Source organism: Halorhabdus salina (assembly GCF_013839425.1).
GTDB lineage: Archaea > Halobacteriota > Halobacteria > Halobacteriales > Haloarculaceae > Halorhabdus > Halorhabdus salina.
The window spans coordinates 355,078-372,179 of the sequence record NZ_JACDNP010000001.1 but is presented as its reverse complement, the minus strand read 5'-3'; the positions used below and the strand labels follow the sequence as shown (position 1 = coordinate 372,179).

General features: G+C 65.1%; 18 protein-coding genes. 11 read left to right on the top strand and 7 right to left on the bottom strand.

The window, feature by feature from the left end:
• Positions 1-88 precede the first annotated feature (88 nt).
• Positions 89-928, top strand: coding sequence for a DUF7537 family lipoprotein (locus tag HZR20_RS01870; RefSeq protein WP_181684901.1), 840 nt, complete (start codon positions 89-91; stop codon positions 926-928).
• 24 nt (positions 929-952) lie between these two features.
• Here the strand turns inward: HZR20_RS01870 and HZR20_RS01865 are convergent, their stop codons facing one another.
• Complete coding sequence (locus HZR20_RS01865) at positions 953-2,365, bottom strand: class II fumarate hydratase (protein WP_181684900.1); 1,413 nt, start codon at positions 2,363-2,365, stop codon at positions 953-955.
• 143 nt (positions 2,366-2,508) lie between these two features.
• On the opposite strand from HZR20_RS01865, the gene HZR20_RS01860 reads away from it, so the two are divergent.
• Positions 2,509-2,778 carry a type II toxin-antitoxin system HicB family antitoxin gene (locus HZR20_RS01860; RefSeq protein ID WP_181684899.1) on the top strand — a complete coding sequence of 90 codons (270 nt, stop codon included), beginning with the start codon at positions 2,509-2,511 and terminating at the stop codon, positions 2,776-2,778.
• Positions 2,779-2,780: 2 nt separating this feature from the next.
• Positions 2,781-3,032, top strand: a complete 252-nt coding sequence (locus HZR20_RS01855; protein ID WP_181684898.1) for a type II toxin-antitoxin system HicA family toxin — start codon at positions 2,781-2,783, stop codon at positions 3,030-3,032.
• On the opposite strand, the gene HZR20_RS01850 is transcribed toward HZR20_RS01855, so the two are convergent.
• The 4 genes from HZR20_RS01850 to HZR20_RS01835 are packed head-to-tail and all read right to left on the bottom strand — an operon-like array spanning position 3,033 to position 6,919.
• Positions 3,033-3,824: an ABC transporter permease gene (locus HZR20_RS01850; RefSeq protein WP_181684897.1), complete on the bottom strand. Its 792-nt coding sequence runs from the start codon at positions 3,822-3,824 to the stop codon at positions 3,033-3,035.
• A complete protein-coding gene (locus HZR20_RS01845; protein ID WP_181684896.1) occupies positions 3,821-4,786 on the bottom strand; it encodes an ABC transporter ATP-binding protein in 966 nt (321 codons plus the stop codon). Before HZR20_RS01845 ends, HZR20_RS01850 begins: the two co-directional genes overlap by 4 nt.
• Positions 4,787-4,793: 7 nt before the next feature.
• Positions 4,794-5,501 (bottom strand): DUF7546 family protein, encoded by a 708-nt coding sequence (locus HZR20_RS01840; protein ID WP_181684895.1) that lies wholly within the window; start codon positions 5,499-5,501, stop codon positions 4,794-4,796.
• A complete protein-coding gene (locus tag HZR20_RS01835) occupies positions 5,498-6,919 on the bottom strand; it encodes a heme o synthase (RefSeq protein ID WP_309484876.1) in 1,422 nt (473 codons plus the stop codon). The genes HZR20_RS01840 and HZR20_RS01835 overlap by 4 nt, the downstream gene beginning before the upstream one ends.
• Before the next feature lie 258 nt (positions 6,920-7,177).
• On the opposite strand from HZR20_RS01835, the gene HZR20_RS01830 reads away from it, so the two are divergent.
• The 3 genes from HZR20_RS01830 to HZR20_RS01820 all read left to right on the top strand — a co-directional run bounded on the left by HZR20_RS01830 (position 7,178) and on the right by HZR20_RS01820 (position 10,211).
• A complete protein-coding gene (locus HZR20_RS01830; protein WP_181684894.1) occupies positions 7,178-8,917 on the top strand; it encodes a PAS domain-containing protein in 1,740 nt (579 codons plus the stop codon).
• A gap of 99 nt (positions 8,918-9,016) precedes the next feature.
• Positions 9,017-9,730 carry a cytochrome c oxidase subunit II gene (coxB, locus tag HZR20_RS01825; protein ID WP_181684893.1) on the top strand — a complete coding sequence of 238 codons (714 nt, stop codon included), beginning with the start codon at positions 9,017-9,019 and terminating at the stop codon, positions 9,728-9,730.
• 40 nt (positions 9,731-9,770) lie between these two features.
• The gene (locus tag HZR20_RS01820; RefSeq protein ID WP_181684892.1) at positions 9,771-10,211 is read left to right on the top strand and encodes a MaoC/PaaZ C-terminal domain-containing protein; all 441 of its coding nucleotides are present in this window, start codon (positions 9,771-9,773) and stop codon (positions 10,209-10,211) included.
• Here HZR20_RS01820 and HZR20_RS01815 read toward each other — a convergent pair whose 3' ends face one another.
• Together HZR20_RS01815 and btuC are read right to left on the bottom strand one after the other, a co-directional pair.
• Complete coding sequence (locus HZR20_RS01815) at positions 10,212-11,486, bottom strand: ATP-binding cassette domain-containing protein (RefSeq protein WP_181684891.1); 1,275 nt, start codon at positions 11,484-11,486, stop codon at positions 10,212-10,214. It abuts the gene before it with no gap.
• A complete protein-coding gene (gene btuC, locus HZR20_RS01810; protein WP_181684890.1) occupies positions 11,483-12,583 on the bottom strand; it encodes a vitamin B12 ABC transporter permease BtuC in 1,101 nt (366 codons plus the stop codon). The genes HZR20_RS01815 and btuC overlap by 4 nt, the downstream gene beginning before the upstream one ends.
• Positions 12,584-12,645: 62 nt before the next feature.
• Between btuC and HZR20_RS01805 the strand changes: the two genes are divergently transcribed.
• From HZR20_RS01805 to cobT, 5 genes are read left to right on the top strand one after another with little or no spacing between them, the layout of a single operon-like run.
• On the top strand, positions 12,646-13,833 hold the full coding sequence (locus HZR20_RS01805) for a PGF-CTERM-anchored ABC transporter substrate-binding protein (RefSeq protein WP_181684889.1): 1,188 nt from the start codon (positions 12,646-12,648) through the stop codon (positions 13,831-13,833).
• A gap of 4 nt (positions 13,834-13,837) precedes the next feature.
• A complete protein-coding gene (cbiB, locus tag HZR20_RS01800; RefSeq protein WP_181684888.1) occupies positions 13,838-14,815 on the top strand; it encodes an adenosylcobinamide-phosphate synthase CbiB in 978 nt (325 codons plus the stop codon).
• Entirely contained in the window at positions 14,809-15,549 is a 741-nt protein-coding gene (gene cobS / locus HZR20_RS01795; RefSeq protein WP_181684887.1) for an adenosylcobinamide-GDP ribazoletransferase, read from the top strand. The genes cbiB and cobS overlap by 7 nt, the downstream gene beginning before the upstream one ends.
• Positions 15,549-16,103 (top strand): NTP transferase domain-containing protein, encoded by a 555-nt coding sequence (locus HZR20_RS01790; protein ID WP_181685060.1) that lies wholly within the window; start codon positions 15,549-15,551, stop codon positions 16,101-16,103. The genes cobS and HZR20_RS01790 overlap by 1 nt, the downstream gene beginning before the upstream one ends.
• Complete coding sequence (gene cobT, locus HZR20_RS01785) at positions 16,100-17,101, top strand: nicotinate mononucleotide-dependent phosphoribosyltransferase CobT (protein WP_181684886.1); 1,002 nt, start codon at positions 16,100-16,102, stop codon at positions 17,099-17,101. Before HZR20_RS01790 ends, cobT begins: the two co-directional genes overlap by 4 nt.
• Position 17,102: the final 1 nt, after the last annotated feature.

Below are 17,102 nucleotides of genomic sequence, written 5' to 3'. Positions count from 1 at the left end.
CGTTGTTGCCGCCCGAGGCGATCGCGGGTGAGCGCTACACGTTTCTGGTCTCCGCGTGTTTTTGTAGCTGGCTCACCCAGACCGAGGTATGCGATGGCGCGTCTTGTTCGTCGTCGTGCTGGCGACGACAGCGGGGTGTAGCGCCATCGGTGGGGGTGGGAAAGACCCGTCGACGGTCACGCCGGCCCCGGTGCCGACTGATGCCCCGGAGAGCGGTCCTGGGGCAACAGTCGCGCCGGGCGTCTGGGCCGACGGTCGCATTGACGTCGCCGTGCTCGTCGGCGCCCAAGAAGACGTGCTGGCAAACCAATCCTTCCGGTGGCGGGCCGAGCGAAACTGGATCGGGACGGTCGGCAACGTTACATCGAGTTCAAATACGTTCGACGTGATCGTTCTCGAAAACGCGACGCGGTTCTCGCGGGATGCGACGATGTTCCTCAACCATCCGAAGGATGCCTTCTACTCCAGATATAGCCAGTATGCCAACGCCAGCGTCCAGTTTGCTCGTGCACAGGCGTATTCCTGGGGACAAACGAGGTACGATCGGTCAGCTATCATTCCTGGCCACGACAGATTCGTCAGTTCCACGACGGCAGCCGTCGGGCGGTACCTGAACGTCGAAACGGCTCGCGTCGATCGCGTCTCAGTCGACGGACGAACGCTGTATCGGATCGTCGGTCGAAATCCGGCGGGATTGGGCGGTTCGACGATGGAGAACTACTCGGTTCGGGCGTACGTCACCCCGGATGGCCTCGTCTGGAACCTTACGGCGAGCTATACGACTATCCAGGCGGGCTCAGTCGAGCAGGTTCGCTACCACTTCGAATTCGAGCAGGTTGGCGACGTCACCGTTGCCCAACCCGAGTGGGTCGAGACGGCACGGTCACGGTACGCTAACGGGACGACGCGACCGATCGAAGGTAGGTAGTGTCGGTCGAGCCGTCTGCCATGCTCAGTCGTCGCCCAGAATGACTCGCTCGGTCATCCGGGCGGGATCGAGCACTTCCTCTGCCTCTTCGGCGGTAAGATAGCCCTTCTCGACGGCGACCTCGCGGATCGTCTCGCCCGTCTTCATCGCTTCTTTGGCGACCTCGCTGGCCTTGTCGTAGCCGATCGCGGGATTGAGCGCCGTCGCCAGTGCCATGCTCTGCTCGACGCGCTCCTCGCAGTGGTCGCGGTCGGCCTCCAATTTCGCGACAAACTTCTCGGCGAAGGTTCCGCTGACGTTAGTGAGCAATTCTGCGGACGCCAGGAAGTTCTTCGCGATCACGGGCTTGTAGAGGTTCAGGTCGATCTGGCCGTTGGCCGCGCCCGTCGAGACGGTCGCGTCGTTGCCGACCACCTGGGCGTAGACCTGGTTGACTGACTCGGCGACGACCGGATTGATCTTCCCGGGCATGATCGAGGAGCCAGGCTGGTTCTCGGGCTGGTCGATCTCACCCAGGCCGTTGCGTGGCCCGGAGGCCAGCAAACGCAGGTCGTTGGCGATCTTGTGCAGTGAGCCCGCGACGGTTCGCAACGCGCCGTGGGCCTCCCCCATCGCGTCGTGAGCGGCCTGGGCCTCGAAGTGATTGTCGGCCTCTCGGAAGGGTAGGAGGGTTTCCTCGGCGATGTACTCCGCCGCCAGTTCGGGAAACTCGGGATGGGTGTTCAGGCCAGTCCCGACGGCGGTCCCGCCCAGTGCGAGTTCCTCTAGGCGTTCGCTTGAGGATTCGACACGCTCGATGCCCTTCTCTATTTGGGCCCGGTAGCCCGAAAACTCCTGACCGAGTCGGATCGGGGTGGCATCCTGAAGGTGTGTTCGGCCGGTCTTGACCACGTCGTCGAATTCGGCCTCTTTTTCCTGGAGTTCCTCTCGGAGGGTTTCCAGAGCCGGGAGCACGTCACGCTCGACGGCCTCCAGGGCGGCGACGTGCATCGCCGTCGGGATCACGTCGTTGCTCGACTGGCCGTAATTGACGTGATCGTTGGGGTGGATCGCCTTCGAACCAACCTCGCCACCAGAGATCTCTGTCGCGCGGTTGGCGATCACCTCGTTTGCATTCATGTTCGTCGACGTGCCAGAGCCCGTCTGGAAGATGTCGACGGGGAACTGGTCGTCGTGGTCGCCGGCGATGACTTCCTCGGCGGCGGCGATGATCGGCTCGGCGTTCGAATCCGCCAGTAGTCCCAACTCCTGGTTGGTCTGTGCGGACGCTTTTTTGACGATCCCGAGTGCCCGAATGAATCGCCGTCCGAAGCGCTGATCGCTGATCGGGAAGTTCTCGATAGCTCGCTGGGTCTGTGCCCCCCAGTAGGCGTCGGCCGGCACTTCGATCTCCCCCAGACTGTCCGCCTCAATGCGGTACTCGTCACTGTCTGTCATTGCATTCGTGGCCACTCGCGCCAGGGGCTTAACTTCCGGCGTCAGTGTAGGGGGTCCCGGTTGTGACGACTCTCTCAGTGAATTCAGTGATGTGCCGTTTTGAGCCAACAATTATTGTGCCACGTGGTGTATACGAAGCCAGTATGGCTAGTTCGACCGTGGACGGTGACGTTCACGACGAAGAGATCCGACTGTGGCGCGACGGCGACTGGTGGGTTGCAACGGACGTCGAGACCGAGGTCACTACACAGGGACCATCTCGGGAGGCTGCACTGGAAAATCTCGACGAAGCAGTTGCACTTCGCGAGGGCGACCTCGGTCGCGACCCGTCCGAGGAAGAACTCCGCGAAGTGGGGATCGATCCGTCGGACAATACAACTGGCGATAGCGATCTTCCGGACGTTCTTGAGTAGCAATGGGTCGGGGGACGTTTTCTGGAATGGCTGTCCTGAAAGTGCTCGTCAATGTCGGGGGATTCGAATGGCGGCGGACGACCGGCGATCACGCCCAATTGTACTACGAACACCCGACGAACGAAACCGATCGGCGGCAGGTGACTGTCCCGCTACACGATGAACTCAAAACGGGGACGCTCCGCTCGATCGCTGAGGACGCTGGTGCTGAGGATTTCGACGCCTTTTGTGAGTGGATCGCCACCCACGCGTGATTAATCCGTCCGGGGCAACGCGATCGTCCCGATAGCGAACGCGACCGCCCCTAGCACCGCAAGGACGACGAGATTGAACAGCGGCTCCGGTCCCGATGGCCAAGCGGCGACGACGGTCCCTTCGGCCGACGGGCCGGTGTCAGTGACCACGGCCCGGACGCCACGCGAGAAGTACGTCAGTGGCGAGAGGTCCATCAGCGGGCGGAACCACTCCGGCAGCAGGTACGGCGGGACGAACGTCTCCGAGAGGAACAGGAGTGGGATCGCGATGGCGTTGCTCGCCGAGATCACGCCGTCCTGGGAATCGGCGAGTGAGCCGATCAGCGCGCCGATCCCACAGAACAGCGCGACCCCGAGCGCCAGAAAGACCGCAAGCAACGGCGAAAGAACGATTTCGGCCCCAGTCACCGCTACCATCACGGCGAGGACGAGCGCGCCCGCGAGGCCGATGATCGCGACGTTGACCAGTGTCTGGGCGGCGAGCCACTCTCCGCGGGAGAGGGGTGTCGTCGCCAGTTTCTCGAAGCGATTGCCTTCCCGGTGGCGGGCAACCTCGCTGCCGACACGGGACAGTGGCGTAAAGAGGACGACGACGGCAAGATACCCCGGTACGTAGTAGGCCGGCGCTTCGGTGAACAGCCCACCACCGGTGGGCTGGGTCTGGACTAAGGCCCCGAAGATGACGACGATCAACAGCGGGAACAGGAACGTGAAAAACACGGCCGTCCGCCGGCGCAGGAACGATTTCGCCGCTGCGCGCGTCTCGCTGCTGACCCGGCCCGGCAGGCTCACGATGGTCCCTCCGTTGTGAGCGCGTCGAGATCACCGCTTTCGGGCGTTTGTCCTTCGGATCGGCCAATATTGCCTTCGACAGATTCACCTGCGAGTTCCAGATAGACGTCTGCGAGGCTCGGTTCACTCCAGGTCAACGACTCGGCCTCTAGGCCGGCGGCTGCCAGCCGGTCGACGACTGCACCGATCTCGGTCGGTCCGACGTCGTAGACGACGAGTTCGGTCCCCGACACGGCCGTCCGGTACTCGAGATCCAGCGAGACCGCGTTCGGCGCTGGCGTGGTCTCGACAGTCAGTCGCGTCTCGCCGCCATGGGCGTCGATCAGCGCGGCTGGTGTATCGACCGCGACCAATTCGCCGTCTGCCAGCAACCCGACTCGATCGGCCAGCCGCTCGGCCTCGGCCATGTAATGGGTCGTCAGCAGGATCGTCGTTCCCGTCTCTGCCAGTTCCTCTAGCAGCGTCCACAGGTGCCGCCGACCGGCCGGGTCGATCCCGGTCGTCGGTTCGTCCAGAATGAGGAGATCGGGATCATTGACCAGCGCCGTCCCCACGCAGGCGCGTCGTTGCTGGCCGCCCGAGAGATCTTCGTAGGGGACCTCAGCACTGTCGGTGAGGCCGACGTCGGTCAGAATCTGCCCTGGTGGGTGCGTTTGGTCGTACAGCCCGGCGTAGTACGCGATCAGCTCCTGGGCAGTCAATCGCTCGTGGGGCGTGAAGTCCTGTGGGAGCAATCCGAGTCGCGATCGGTCGAACGTTCGCGGGTGGTCGCCGAACAGTGCGATCGATCCCTCGTAGTCCGTCGTCCCCGTGATCGACCGGACGAGCGTGGTCTTGCCGGCGCCGTTCGGGCCGACCAGCGCGAAGACCTCGCCGGCTGGGACAGACAGGGAGACGCCAGATAGCGCCACAGTGTCGCCGTAGGCGCGCCGAACGTCTTCGGCGACGATTGCGTCAGTCACGTCTCGATCACCCCCTTCCTCCGGGAAAGCCGATTCGATTCAGCGACGACATCGAGGGGTGCCAGGCGAGCAATACCACGGCAAGCACGAAGATGGCCGTCGAGAGGTCGTATCCACCGGCGTAGACGAGGCCAGCGATCGCTGAGGTGCCGCCGATGGCCCCAGTCAACGGGATGACGACGGCAGCCCACACGCAAGAGACACACGAGAACAGTCCGAGTATGGCCGGGAGCGTGCCGGCCGCTTCGACGACGGTTGTGTATACGAGGTATGACAACGTAATATATCCGAGCGTCTTGAATGGGAGCAGCGTGACCAGGACGCCGAAAGCGTCGATGGAGATTGCCGGCCCCCAGCCGGGTGGAATCGAGAGGGCAGAGATGGATGCACTGACGCCGCTGGTCCCCGAAAGCGAGGCGAGTCCGCCCAGGTACGCCAGTACGAGGAAGTACCCGGCGGCCAGGCCCCCAGCCAGCAGTCGACGACGGCGGGACGCGGCGGGCGGACGGACGCGAACGAGCGCCCACAGGGAGACGTTGATCCAGACGAACGGATAGACGTACAACCGGAGGGCCGCCAGATTCAGCAATTGGGAGTCGCTGAGCAGAAGGTAACCCAGCAGAAGCAGCGCTTCCGTGTTGATAAGTAGCGCGCCCCAGAGAAGCAATTCCTTCGAGGGTATTAGTCGTGATCGCCGGAACGAGACCGTGCTCATACGGCCAGGGTGTCGATCACGATCGCGACCAGGGCAGCCCCGAGGAAGGCGTTGGAGGCGTGGAAGGCCCGGAAGGCCGCGGCCGTCGTTCGCTCACGGTGCAACCGCAGGACGGCCCACAAGAAGACGGCTCCGACGGCGGCGACCGTTGCGCCGTAGAGCACGCCCAGATTCGCCAGCGCGGCAAGCCCGCTTGCGGCAAGCAGTGTCGCCCCGAGGTACAGCAGGATGTGCTTGCGGGTCACCGTCTCCCCGCGGACGACAGGCATCATCGGGAAGCCGCCGCGTTCGTAGTCCTCCTGGTAGGCAAGCGCCAGGTTGTAGAAGTGTGCCGGCGTCCACAGGAAGACAACCCCTGCCAGTGCGAGGCCGGGGACGCCGATTCGGCCCGTCACTGCGGTCCACCCGATCAGCGCCGGCAGTGCGCCGGCGAAGCCGCCGATGACCGTGTTCTGGACCGTGTTGGGTTTGAGCAGGAGCGTGTAGACGACGCTGTAGAAGAGGATCGCTGAGAGGCCAAGCGCCGCTGCCAGCAGGTTGATCGAGGCGAAAACAGCCAGCGATAGCCCGGCCAGGATCACGCCGAAGGCGATGGCGTTCCGGAGGGGGACGCGATCCATCGCGAGGGGCCGATCGGCGGTCCGCTGCATCCGTCGATCGACGTCGCGTTCGAGGACGTGGTTGAACGTACCGCTCGCGCCGATGGCCAGCACGCCCCCGGAAAGCGTCGCCAGGACTGTCCCGACCGTCAACGCCGGTCCCGCCGCCAGCGCCATGCCGGCTGAGGCGACGAGACAGAGCAACCACATCAGTCGCGGCTTGGTCAGACTGACATACGCTCGAAGGGTCGTGATCGCCTCGTCGATACGGCTGCGATCGGGGCTGACCCCGACTTCTGCGGTCCCGCCGTCGGGAAGCTCTTTGGCTGGTTCCGGGGCCGGCGTCGGAGTGGTCGTCGGGCCGTCCGTCGGATCACCATACGTGACTTCGAGGTGCCAGGCCAGCGCGAGTACGAGCGAGCCGAAGATACTCATCGCCACCCCGAGGTGGACCGCCGGCGAGATCCCGGCCGCGCCGGTGACCGTAACGACGGCCCCCAGAGCGACCTGGACCGGGAAGAGGATGGCAGCGACGACGAGTGCGGCCCGGACACGGCGATCAGAGACGCGTCGGAAGCCGACGATCGAACTCAATAGTACCGCGACGCCGACGGCCGCCGCCAGCAATCGATGGCCCCAGGCGATCAGCAGCGCTGGTGACTCGGCTGAAGGGGCCTGGCAGGCCGGCCAGGTCGAGCAGGTCGCGGCGGCGTCGGCGATGGAGGCGGTCGCCCCCGCGATAACGAGCAGATAGACACCGACGATCGTCCCGGCGAGCAGTGTCGACAGCGGGACGTCGTCGATCCGGTTCCGTAACACTGGTTCTCATTTCACCTCCGTCCCGGGTGATACTTAGGCTTCGCCCCGCTGCAACACTTGTCGGAAGTCGGGCCGGGGGGTCGTGGATTGACTCACAGCACCGGACTGAACCGGGTTCATCTTCACGATCACGCCCACGCGCGGGTCATCACCGACGGTTGCTGGCGTCCAAAGAGTCATCCTTCCAGCCACCCTATAGGAACGAAGAGAGCATCGGCACATCGCACGTTTCGGCGACGCTCGGGAACAGACCAACCAATGACCCATTTTGATCCGATCCACGTCCTCGCGGTCGCGACGGACGGCGCGACCCACCCTCTGGAGACGAACGGTCGGATCGACGTCTCGTCGGTGACGTCCATTGACGCTGCGATCAACGAAATCGATCGGAACGGCGGTGTCGAGTGCGTCGTCTGTGATCACGATCCGCCGATGATCGACGGTGTCGCGTTGCTGGAGGCAATCCGATCCCGGGCACCTGACTTGCCGGTCATGCTGTTCGCCAACGGCGAGGCGGCACGACAGGCAACCGCGGCAGGTGCGACCGATACGTTCACCGGATCGGTGGATCCCGACCGGGTCACGACGTTGGTCGAGCAGGCAGTCGAGTATTATCGGGCGAAACGGGACCGACTCGCTGCCGAGGCCCGAGCGGCAACCCATCTTGATGCGGCCCGGGACGCGATCGCGATCGTTCAGGACGGTCGGTTTGCGTTTGCAAACACCCGGTTGCTCGATCTGTATGGAGCCCAACGCCGCGAGCACGTCGTCGGCGAACCGTTCCTGGCGGCGCTGTCTTTCGAAGGGATCGAGATGGACGAGGACCGACTCGCGGCCATTGGCAACGGCGAGCGAACGGTCGAGGCCGTCGACGCGACCCTCGAAAGCCCAGCCGGGACGTTCCCCGTCGAGGTGTCCGCCCAGCCGACCGAATGGGTCGGCCGATCAGCAGCTGTCCTGATCGTCAGGGACATCAGTGAGGTCCGCCGAGTCGAGGAACGACTCCGCAACTACGAACAGGCCGTCGAGAGCTCGACCGACCTGTTGGCGGCACTCGACGCCGATCAGCGGTTCCTCTTTGCCAATGAGACGTACTGTGCCTATCACGGCGTCGACCAGACGGCTATTGAGGGACAATCGCTTTCGGACGTCGTCAGCGCCGACGCCTACGACCGCCTCGAAGCGCACGTCGACCGCGTCCTGGCCGGCGAAACCATCCAGTACGAGATGGTGCGCAATCATCCTGCTCTGGGGTCCCGATTGCTCGATGTCCGCTACTATCCGCTGTGGGGCGTCGACGGTGAGGTCCGGGGTTACGGGTCGACGATCCGGGACATCACTGAGCGCAACGAGCGCATCAATCAGTTACACAAGATCGACCGGATTCTGCGGCACAATGCCCGCAATAGTCTCAACGTTATCACTGGACACGCCGAGCTGATCGAATCGGAGGGCAGCGTCACCACCCGGAGTCACGCCAGCAAGATCCTCGAGACGAGCGATTCCCTGCTCGACACGTTCGATAAGGAGCGTCGGATCACGCGACTGCTGGCTGATACCCCGAACCGCGAACGAGTCAACGTCGCCACAGTCATCAACGCTGCCGTCGAGACCATCCGCGAGCAGTTTCCGGACGCCCGGATCTCCGTCTCGGCTCCCTCGGGCGCGACTGTCACAGCGTCCACACATCTGTCGGCAGCCATGATCGAACTCCTCGAAAACGCCATCATCCACGGAGAGCAGTCGGCACCAACGGTGACTGTCGACGTCAGTACCGCCGAGGACACTGTCGTCATCGAGATTGCCGATCCTGGCCCGCCGATCCCGGACATGGAAGTCGATGTCGTCAACGCCGATGGTGTAATCGATCCCTTGAATCACGGTCGCGGGCTCGGGTTATGGTTCGTGTCGCTGGTCGTCAGGCGCTCCGGTGGCAGCCTTGCGTTTGCGGAGAACGACCCGTCCGGGAACGTGGTCCGGCTGGTCCTCGACGGATGAAGCCAGTCTCCCGACGGGATTCGCCGGAAACGCTTGCGAGGAATCGCCGAAATTCGCCGGATGAACGCTCTTTATGACTGGCTGTCCCGAAGCAGGCCTATGAGCGAGACGCGAACTGGGCTGGTCGCCGCGTTCACGCTGGCGGGGATTTCGACACTCGTCCCCACCGTGGCGGCCCAATCGGGGACCTCGACGACGGATGGGCTGATCTGGGGGCTCAATACCGAACTGCTGGCGGTGGCGATTCCGATCACGGTGCTCGTCGAGGCGATCCTCATCTATACCGTCTGGCGATACCGCGCCGGGAAGGTCACGGAAGCCCTGCCGACCCAGGAGAATCGCCGTCTGGAGATCACCTGGACAGTGGCGACCGCAGTCGTGTTGCTGTTCGTCGGCGTCGCCTCCATGGGCGTCCTCGCCCAGGATCACGTGGCAACGACTGGCGACTCCATCGGAGCCGACGACGACACGCTCGAAGTGCAGGTCGTCGCTGAGAAGTACGCCTGGACGTTCAACTATCCCGAGCACAACGTCACGACCGGGAGTACGCTCGTGCTGCCGGTCGATCGAGAGGTGCGGCTCAACGTCACCTCGAAAGACTGGCTGCATTCGTTCCACGTGCCGGGGCTGGGACTGAAACAGGACGCCTTCCCCGAGCAAGCGAACTATTTGATCACCGAACCGACCGAGACTGGCGAACACCAACTGTACTGTGCGGAGTACTGTGGTGCCGGCCACTCGGGCATGCTTGGGACCGTCGAGGTCGTCAGTCAGGGCGAGTTCCAGGACTGGCTCGACGAGCAGTCGGACTGAGCCAGGCCGTTTTTCTCCCGTCGTCCCGTCACTCTACGGCATGACTCGGTACTTTGAGGACTTTGCCGTCGGTGACAGCTGGACTGGAGGGCCTCGGTCCGTCACCGCCGAGGCGATCGTCGACTTCTCCGAGCAGTTCGACCCCCTCCCGATGCACGTCGAGCGCGATTCCGAGGACAGCATGTTCGACGACCTCATCGCCAGCGGCTGGCACACCGGCTCACTCACGATGCGTCTCATGGTCGACGGATTACTCGCGGATTCGGCGGTCCGGGCCGGTCTTGGCGTCGACGATCTGCGCTGGCCGACGCCGGTCTTCCCGGGCGACGAACTCACGGCGGAGATGGATGTCGTGGGAGTAGAGGCGTTCGACGAGGAACGTGGCCGGGTCGACCTGGCAGTGACCACAACAAATCAGGACGACGACGTTGTGCTCTCGATGCTCGTCAAGGGGTTGTTCGGGCGGCGTGAGTGCGAGTAATCAGTCGTCGGCCGGGACCGCTTGAGCGGCCGTCGCCTCGACGATTGCCGGGACGAGTCCGTGTACTGAGGCCCCGATGGCGTCCGATTCGAGGTTCCGATAGCGTCGTCGAGCCTCGTCGCCGGCCCGGTTGCGCTCGGCCAATGGCCGTCGCTCGATGAGGATCGACCGCTCGCTCGCTTCGGCGAGATCGAGGACGTGCTCGTCCGGGCCGAGTACGGGATCGGCCAGGACTGTCGCCCGTGCTTCCCGGCAGTGTTCGTGCGCGTCTGTCAGTGCCCCCTCGTCAGGGCCGGAAAGCGGCGGCGTTTCGATCGCTTCAACGTCGAGTTCACGAGCCACCGAGAGCGCGGTGTCACCGCTGGCAAGCGGGCCCACGGTCACGTCGAAGCCGGCCTGCCAGAGTTTCGTCAGGACGCGGGCAGCCGTCGCGCCGCTCCCCAGGACGTGGACGTGGGTGTCCCGATCACGCGCTGGATCGGTGATGGCGGTCACGTTGGGCGCGCCAGTGACGGCGTCCGGCGTCACAGCAGTCCGGGTGTCGAAGGCCGGCTGGAGGTGGTCGTCGGTCAGCACCGTCTCCGGGTCGCCGACGGCCTGGAGCCGACCGTCGGCCAGCAACGCGAGGCGGTCGCAGTACCGCGCAGCCAGATCGAGGTCGTGAATCGCGGCGACGGCGGTCGTCCCGCTCGCGACGAGTTCGGCGATCAGTTCCAGAACGCGAACCTGGTGGTTGATGTCGAGGCTCGCGGTCGGTTCGTCCAGCACGAGCGCCGGGGTATCCTGGGCCAACGCGCGAGCGACGTAGGCGCGCTGTCGCTCCCCACCACTGACCTCGGTGATCGGGCGATCACGCAGGTCGAGCATCTCGGTCCGCGCCAGGGCGTCTTCGACGGCATCACGGTCCGTATCGTCGGCGACGATGTCGGTCCGCGAGCGGTACGGCGTCCGCCCCATCCGAACGACATCCTCGACGGCGAAGTCGAACGCGACCGAGGTATCTTGCGGGACGGTCGCGACCCGGCGGGCGACGGCACGGGAATCGAGGCGGTCGATCCGTTCTCCGTCGAGGCTGACCACCCCTTCGTCTGGTTCGAAGACACCGTTGAGTGTCCGCAACAGGGTCGTCTTGCCAGCGCCGTTCGGGCCGACCAGTCCGAGGAACTCCCCGCGGTCGGCCGACAGTGAGACGCCGTCGAGAACGTCCACAGCACCCAGCGACAGGGAGACGTCCTCGACGACGATCGTTGGCTCGGTCTGTGTTGTCTTCATCATAGCTCGTGGACCTCCCGGCGTCGCAGCAGATACAGGAAGAAGGGTGCGCCCAGGGCAGCGGTGACGATGCCGACCGGTAACTCCGCCGGGCCGGATCGAGCGACGGTATCGGTCGCGACGAGGAAGGTCGCGCCGGCAAGCGCGCTCGTCGGCAGGAGAATCCGATGGTCCGGGCCGACGAGCAGGCGCATCACGTGTGGGACGATCAACCCGACAAAGCCGATGACGCCCGCGACGGCGACCGCCGCGGCGGTCACGATACTGGAAAGCGCGAGCAGGATTCGTTTGGTCCGCTCGACCGGGATACCGACCGTCTGGGCGTCTTCCTCCCCGAGCATGAGGACGTTCAGGTCCTGCGAATAGGTGAGCAGGCCGAGGAAGGTGACCAGCGCGAGCGGGAGCGTCACCTCGACTTCCGCCCACGTGCTGTTGTTGAGGTGGCCCATCAACCAGAAGACGGCCCGGTCGAGACTCTCACCGGATTGCAAGAGCGTATATGAGATTACCGCGCCGAGGAACGTCTGGACGGCCACGCCCGCGAGCAACAGCGTGGCGACGGGCGTCCGACCGTTCTCGGTCGCGATCGTGTAAACGACGAAGGCGGCCACGAGGGCACCGACGAACGCGGCCGTCTGGAGGCCCAACGGCATGGCGACCGGGAACGCGATCGTCGCGACGGCTCCCAGCGCCGCCCCCGAGGAGACACCGATAATCGACGGATCGGCCATGGGATTCCGGAAGAACCCCTGCATGACCGCGCCCGCTGAGGCGAGCGCAAAGCCGACGACCGCCCCCAGCGCGATCCGTGGCAATCGGACCTGCCGGACGATCGTTTCGGCCGTCCCGGGAACATCGAAGGCGAAGGGGTAGGCGTAGCTCACGTCGACCGTCGGCGAGGGAATGGTGACACCGAGGATCGCACTTTCGCCCAGCCCAACGCCCAGTCCTGCCGGGACGCCGATGGCGTTGAGCGTCGCCTTCGCGACGGTGGGGAGATCCAGGGCGACCGGCCCGATTGCGGCGCTCACCACGACGACGGCGAACAACGCCGCGAGGAGGCCGATCATCCAGCTCAGGAGGCGCGTGCCGAACCGCATCTGGGAGCAAGTTGATTTGCATTAGGTAAATATTTATTGAACAAGCTCACAGCCGGGAGTACATGAAGCGAACTGTCGGCAGTGTCTTGCTCGCAGTCGTATTGATCGCCAGCCTGGGCGGTACGGCGCTCGGTCCCGCCGCCGGCCAGGCCACTGGCTCAGAAACGACCGTCAATTGCACGTACCCGATCGAGGTGACTGACGCCACTGGGGCGACAGTATCCGTCGCGCAAGAACCCGAGGATGTGGTTGTGCTTGCGCCGAGTGCCGCACAGGTGATGTGGGAAATCGGTGCCCAGGACAAGGTTGTCGGGATGCCCGTCCGGTACTACACGGAGTACCTGAACGGCTCGACCGAGAAGGAAAACGTCGTCGGTCAGAAGGGCCAACCAGAGACTGAGACGATCGTCGGTCTCGATCCCGATCTCGTCCTCGCGCCCAACATTATTAGCGAAGACGCCGTCGAGAAACTCCGGAACGCGGACATCACCGTCTATCGGTTCGCTCAGGCAGCGTCGGTCGCTGACGTCGTCGAAAAGACCCAATTGACAGGCCGCCTCGTGGGTGAATACGAGACCGCCCGCGAGGTCAGTGCCCGGACGCAGGCGACCCTCGACGCATACCGGAACGCGACAGCCGACGAGGAACAGCCGAAAGTTCTCTACGCGCTGGGCGGCGGGTACACGGCCGGTTCCCAGACCTTCATCGGTGACGTGATTGAGGCCGCAGGTGGGGAGAACGTCGCGAGCGCAGCCAACATCAGCGGTTACGACGTCATCAGCAACGAAGTGATCGTCGACGAGGATCCTGACTGGATCGTCGTTCCCTCGGGCGGATCCGTTCCGTCCGGCCCTGAAATCAACCAAACCACCGCGATTCAGGAGGACCAGGTCCTCCAGGTTAACCGGAACTACATGAACCAGGCGGGGCCACGCGTGACCCAGCCACTCCAGCAGATGGCGACGGCGTTCCACTCGGATGCGACTGCTGACGTCACCGTCGACCCGGCGTCTGTGTCCGCATCGGTCTGTGACGCGAACGCCGTGACCACGACCGCCACCGAAACGACAACTGCGACGGCGACGGACACAGCTACCGACACGACCACCATCGACGGTAACGTCACGTTCCAGTCCAACCAGACGATGGGGACAACGACCGAACCGACGACGACCAGCGGCCCCGGATTCGGTGTCATCGGGGCGATCACCGCGCTCGTCAGTGCCGGCGTCGTTGCACGGCGTCGATAGGTCGATGGCTGAGACGGTGGCCCTCGGCGCGCTGTCGGTCCGCGTCGAGCCGCCGGTCACCGTCCTGATAGCCGTGCTACTTGACGCAGCGATCGGGGAACCACCCGAAGCGATTCATCCGGTCGCGCTCTTCGGCCGGGCGATTTCCGTTCTCGATCGTTGGTGGTCGACCTCGCGACTCGTTGGGGTATTGGTCGCCGTGATCGCCCCCGCAAGTGTGGCCACCGTAGCCTGGCTCGCAGTCGCTTTCCTGCCCTCACTCGCGGCGGTGGTCCTCGCCGGTTTGCTCCTGTTCAGCTCGATAAGCCTCCGTCGCTTGTTGGAGAACGCACGAGCGGTACTCGAGGCGAGCGAGACTGACCCGGAACGAGCCCGTGAGCAACTTCCTGCCCTCGTGGGTCGAAACCCCGAACCCCTCGCTCCGACCCAGATTCGAAGCGGTGCCGTCGAGAGTCTCGCGGAGAACCTCGCCGACGGATTTGTTGCGCCGCTGGGGGCCTTCGTCGTTGGTGCACAGCTGTCGCTCTCAGTTGGGATTGGAGCGGCCGTCTGGGTGAAGGCCGTCAACACGCTGGATTCGATGCTTGGCTATCGCGAGAAGCCGATCGGCTGGGCGAGTGCCCGGCTTGATGACCTCGTGATGTGGGTCCCGGCGCGGGTAACTGCGGTGTTGCTGGCGATAGCCGGGCGCAATCCCGGCGCGTTGTGGCGTGCTCGTGACTTCCGTGACCGGCCATCGTCGCCGAACTCCGGGTGGCCGATGGCCACGCTCGCCGTCATCCTCGACATCCGCCTCGAGAAACCGGGCGCGTACGTCCTGAATCCGGACGCGCCCCTTCCGAACACGGAGGTCGCAACTGCGGCGATCCGTGTCGTTGGAATCGCCGGTGTGATCGCGGGGCTTGTGTCGGTCAGTCTCGTGGCTGTGCCGCTCGCGTCGGACGTTCCCCTGCTCATGGTCGCGGGGGTGGCACAATGCTGAACGCCGTCCGTGGCGCGGTGGGCTTTCTAACGCGCCTCCCGATCGGGCATGACGAGACAGCCTGGCACGCGTTCCGTGCCCGCCCGGCAACGTTCCCGTTGGTCGGCTATCTTATCGGCGGCCTTGCGGCGCTTGCGCTTCTCGCGCCGGTGCCACCCGCCACCGCCGCGTTTGGCTTCGTGGCTTGGCTGTACGTCCTCACCGGGATCAACCACCTCGATGGCGTGGCCGACCTCGGTGACGCGGCGGTCGTCCACGGCGATCGAGAGCGCCGCCGCGAGGTACTTTCGGATACGACTGTCGGCGTCGGCGCGGTCGCAGCGGTCGGGCTGGTCTTCGTCGGACTGGCCACAGCCGGATATGCGCTGGCTCGACTGCCGGGTCGGGCCGTGCTGCTCGTCGTCGCTGCTGACGTCGGGGCGAAGTGCGCCGTCGCGCTGGCGGCCTGTTTCGGGTCAGCTACCCACGACGGCCTGGGCGCGCAGTTTACCGACCGTCTCGGCCCACAGAATGCGCTCGGGCCGGTCGTCGTCGCCCTTCCCGCAGCTGCCCTGACGTGGCCCGAGCCGTCGGCCGCCGTCGCGCTTGTTGCGGCCGTTGCATGTGCCGGACCGATCATTGTGTGGGCTAACCGGGAGCTCGGTGGCGTCGACGGGGACGTCCTGGGCGCGACCGCCGAGATCGCTCGCCTCGTCGCACTGCACGCGGGGGTGATCGTGTGGACGCTCTGCTGATGTGTGGCGGTCGGGGAACTCGACTGGAGCTGGAGCCCGAGAAACCGCTCGTCGAGATCGTCGGACGGCCGCTGGTGGATCGCGTCGCCAACGCACTCGAAACGAGTTCGGTCGACCAGACCTATGCCGTCACGTCACCGAACGCCCCACGCACCCGCGAACACATCGCGCTGCCGACGATCGATACGCCCGGCGACGGCTACGTTGCGGACCTGCAATACGCCCTCAACCGGGTCGAGCGCCCGGTGCTGACTGTCGCCGCCGATCTCCCGTTGCTTTCGGGTGAAACGGTCGATTCCATACTCGATTCTCACGAAGGTAATTCGATGACAGCGTGTGTTCCGGCGGCCCTGAAACGCCGTCTCGGTGCGAGCATCGACACGACGATCGCTGCGGACGCTTCTGACCTCGTCCCGTCGGGCCTCAACGTGATCGCGGCGAGCGATCGTGACCGACGGGTCGTCTTCGAGAAGCCACGCCTCGCGGTGAACGTCAACCACGCGCGGGATGCACAGGTCGCGGCGGCCCTCCTCCGCTCGGAGGTGTTCCTGTGACGTTCGTTCTTGTCGCCGGAACGACCGAGACGGCACGGATTGAGGGAATTAGCGCCGCTGGGGCCGACCCCGAAGCGATGGCGACGACCCCGACGGCCGACGCGGAACTCCTCATCGAAGGTGAGCCCATCGACGCGCCGGCCGTGCCAGTTAGCCCGGCCGGCTGTCCCACGCCGGCGCTGGTGACGCGAGCGGTTCGCGACCTCGACGGGTTCGACGCCAGGGTGATCGACGCCGGACTCGCGACCGACCCCGGGATCGACACGACGACCATAGCTGAACAACCCGGTGGCGACGTGCGGACGGGGGTTCCGGTGCCGGAGGCCGATGCGATCTGGGAGCGCGGGAGAGAAGCCGGGAAAGAACTCGCCGATGCGTCCAGCGATCGGATATACGTCGGCGAGACGATTCCTGGCGGGACCACGACTTCGCTTGGGGTTGCCCGAGCACTCGGCGTCGATCTCTCAGTCTCTTCCTCGTTACCCCAGAATCCAGTCGAGCGAAAGCGCGGCGCTGTTCGAGCGGGATTCGACGCGAGCGAAATCGAGCCGGACGGACTGGTCGGCGAGCCGCGGCGGGCCGTCCGTCTCCAGGGCGATCCCGTCCTGGCAGGCGTCGCGGGCGTGGTCGAGGGCGCACTGTCGGCTGGCGCGTCGGTGACAATGGCGGGCGGGACGCAAATGCTCGCCGCCGCTGCGTTGCTCCGCCACGCCGGGATTGGGGCCCCTCTGGAACTCGCGACGACCGCTTACGTCGCCGCAGACGCCTCGGCGACTGTCCGCGAAACCGTCGACGAACTCGATCTCTCGCTTACGGTGACCGATCCGGAACTGGGGGACTGTGGCCACGCCGGAATCGAGCGGTTCGCCGCCGGCGAGGGCAAGGAGGGCGTCGGGATGGGCGGCGCGCTCGCGCTGGCCCGCCGTCGCGGGATCGAACTGCAAGCGGTCCGGGATCGAACCGAGCGACTGTACGATCGATTGCTGGGGGCGATCTGAG

Bases quoted from the DNA above. Each gene is read 5' to 3' on its own strand.
- HZR20_RS01870 (WP_181684901.1), top strand. From the start codon at position 89: ATGCGATGGCGCGTCTTGTTCGTCGTCGTGCTGGCGACGACAGCGGGG.
- HZR20_RS01865 (WP_181684900.1), bottom strand. From the start codon at position 2,365: ATGACAGACAGTGACGAGTACCGCATTGAGGCGGACAGTCTGGGGGAG.
- HZR20_RS01860 (WP_181684899.1), top strand. From the start codon at position 2,509: ATGGCTAGTTCGACCGTGGACGGTGACGTTCACGACGAAGAGATCCGA.
- HZR20_RS01855 (WP_181684898.1), top strand. From the start codon at position 2,781: ATGGGTCGGGGGACGTTTTCTGGAATGGCTGTCCTGAAAGTGCTCGTC.
- HZR20_RS01840 (WP_181684895.1), bottom strand. From the start codon at position 5,501: ATGAGCACGGTCTCGTTCCGGCGATCACGACTAATACCCTCGAAGGAA.
- HZR20_RS01830 (WP_181684894.1), top strand. From the start codon at position 7,178: ATGACCCATTTTGATCCGATCCACGTCCTCGCGGTCGCGACGGACGGC.
- coxB (WP_181684893.1), top strand. From the start codon at position 9,017: ATGAGCGAGACGCGAACTGGGCTGGTCGCCGCGTTCACGCTGGCGGGG.
- HZR20_RS01820 (WP_181684892.1), top strand. From the start codon at position 9,771: ATGACTCGGTACTTTGAGGACTTTGCCGTCGGTGACAGCTGGACTGGA.
- HZR20_RS01815 (WP_181684891.1), bottom strand. From the start codon at position 11,486: ATGATGAAGACAACACAGACCGAGCCAACGATCGTCGTCGAGGACGTC.
- btuC (WP_181684890.1), bottom strand. From the start codon at position 12,583: ATGCGGTTCGGCACGCGCCTCCTGAGCTGGATGATCGGCCTCCTCGCG.
- HZR20_RS01805 (WP_181684889.1), top strand. From the start codon at position 12,646: ATGAAGCGAACTGTCGGCAGTGTCTTGCTCGCAGTCGTATTGATCGCC.
- cbiB (WP_181684888.1), top strand. From the start codon at position 13,838: ATGGCTGAGACGGTGGCCCTCGGCGCGCTGTCGGTCCGCGTCGAGCCG.
- cobS (WP_181684887.1), top strand. From the start codon at position 14,809: ATGCTGAACGCCGTCCGTGGCGCGGTGGGCTTTCTAACGCGCCTCCCG.
- HZR20_RS01790 (WP_181685060.1), top strand. From the start codon at position 15,549: ATGTGTGGCGGTCGGGGAACTCGACTGGAGCTGGAGCCCGAGAAACCG.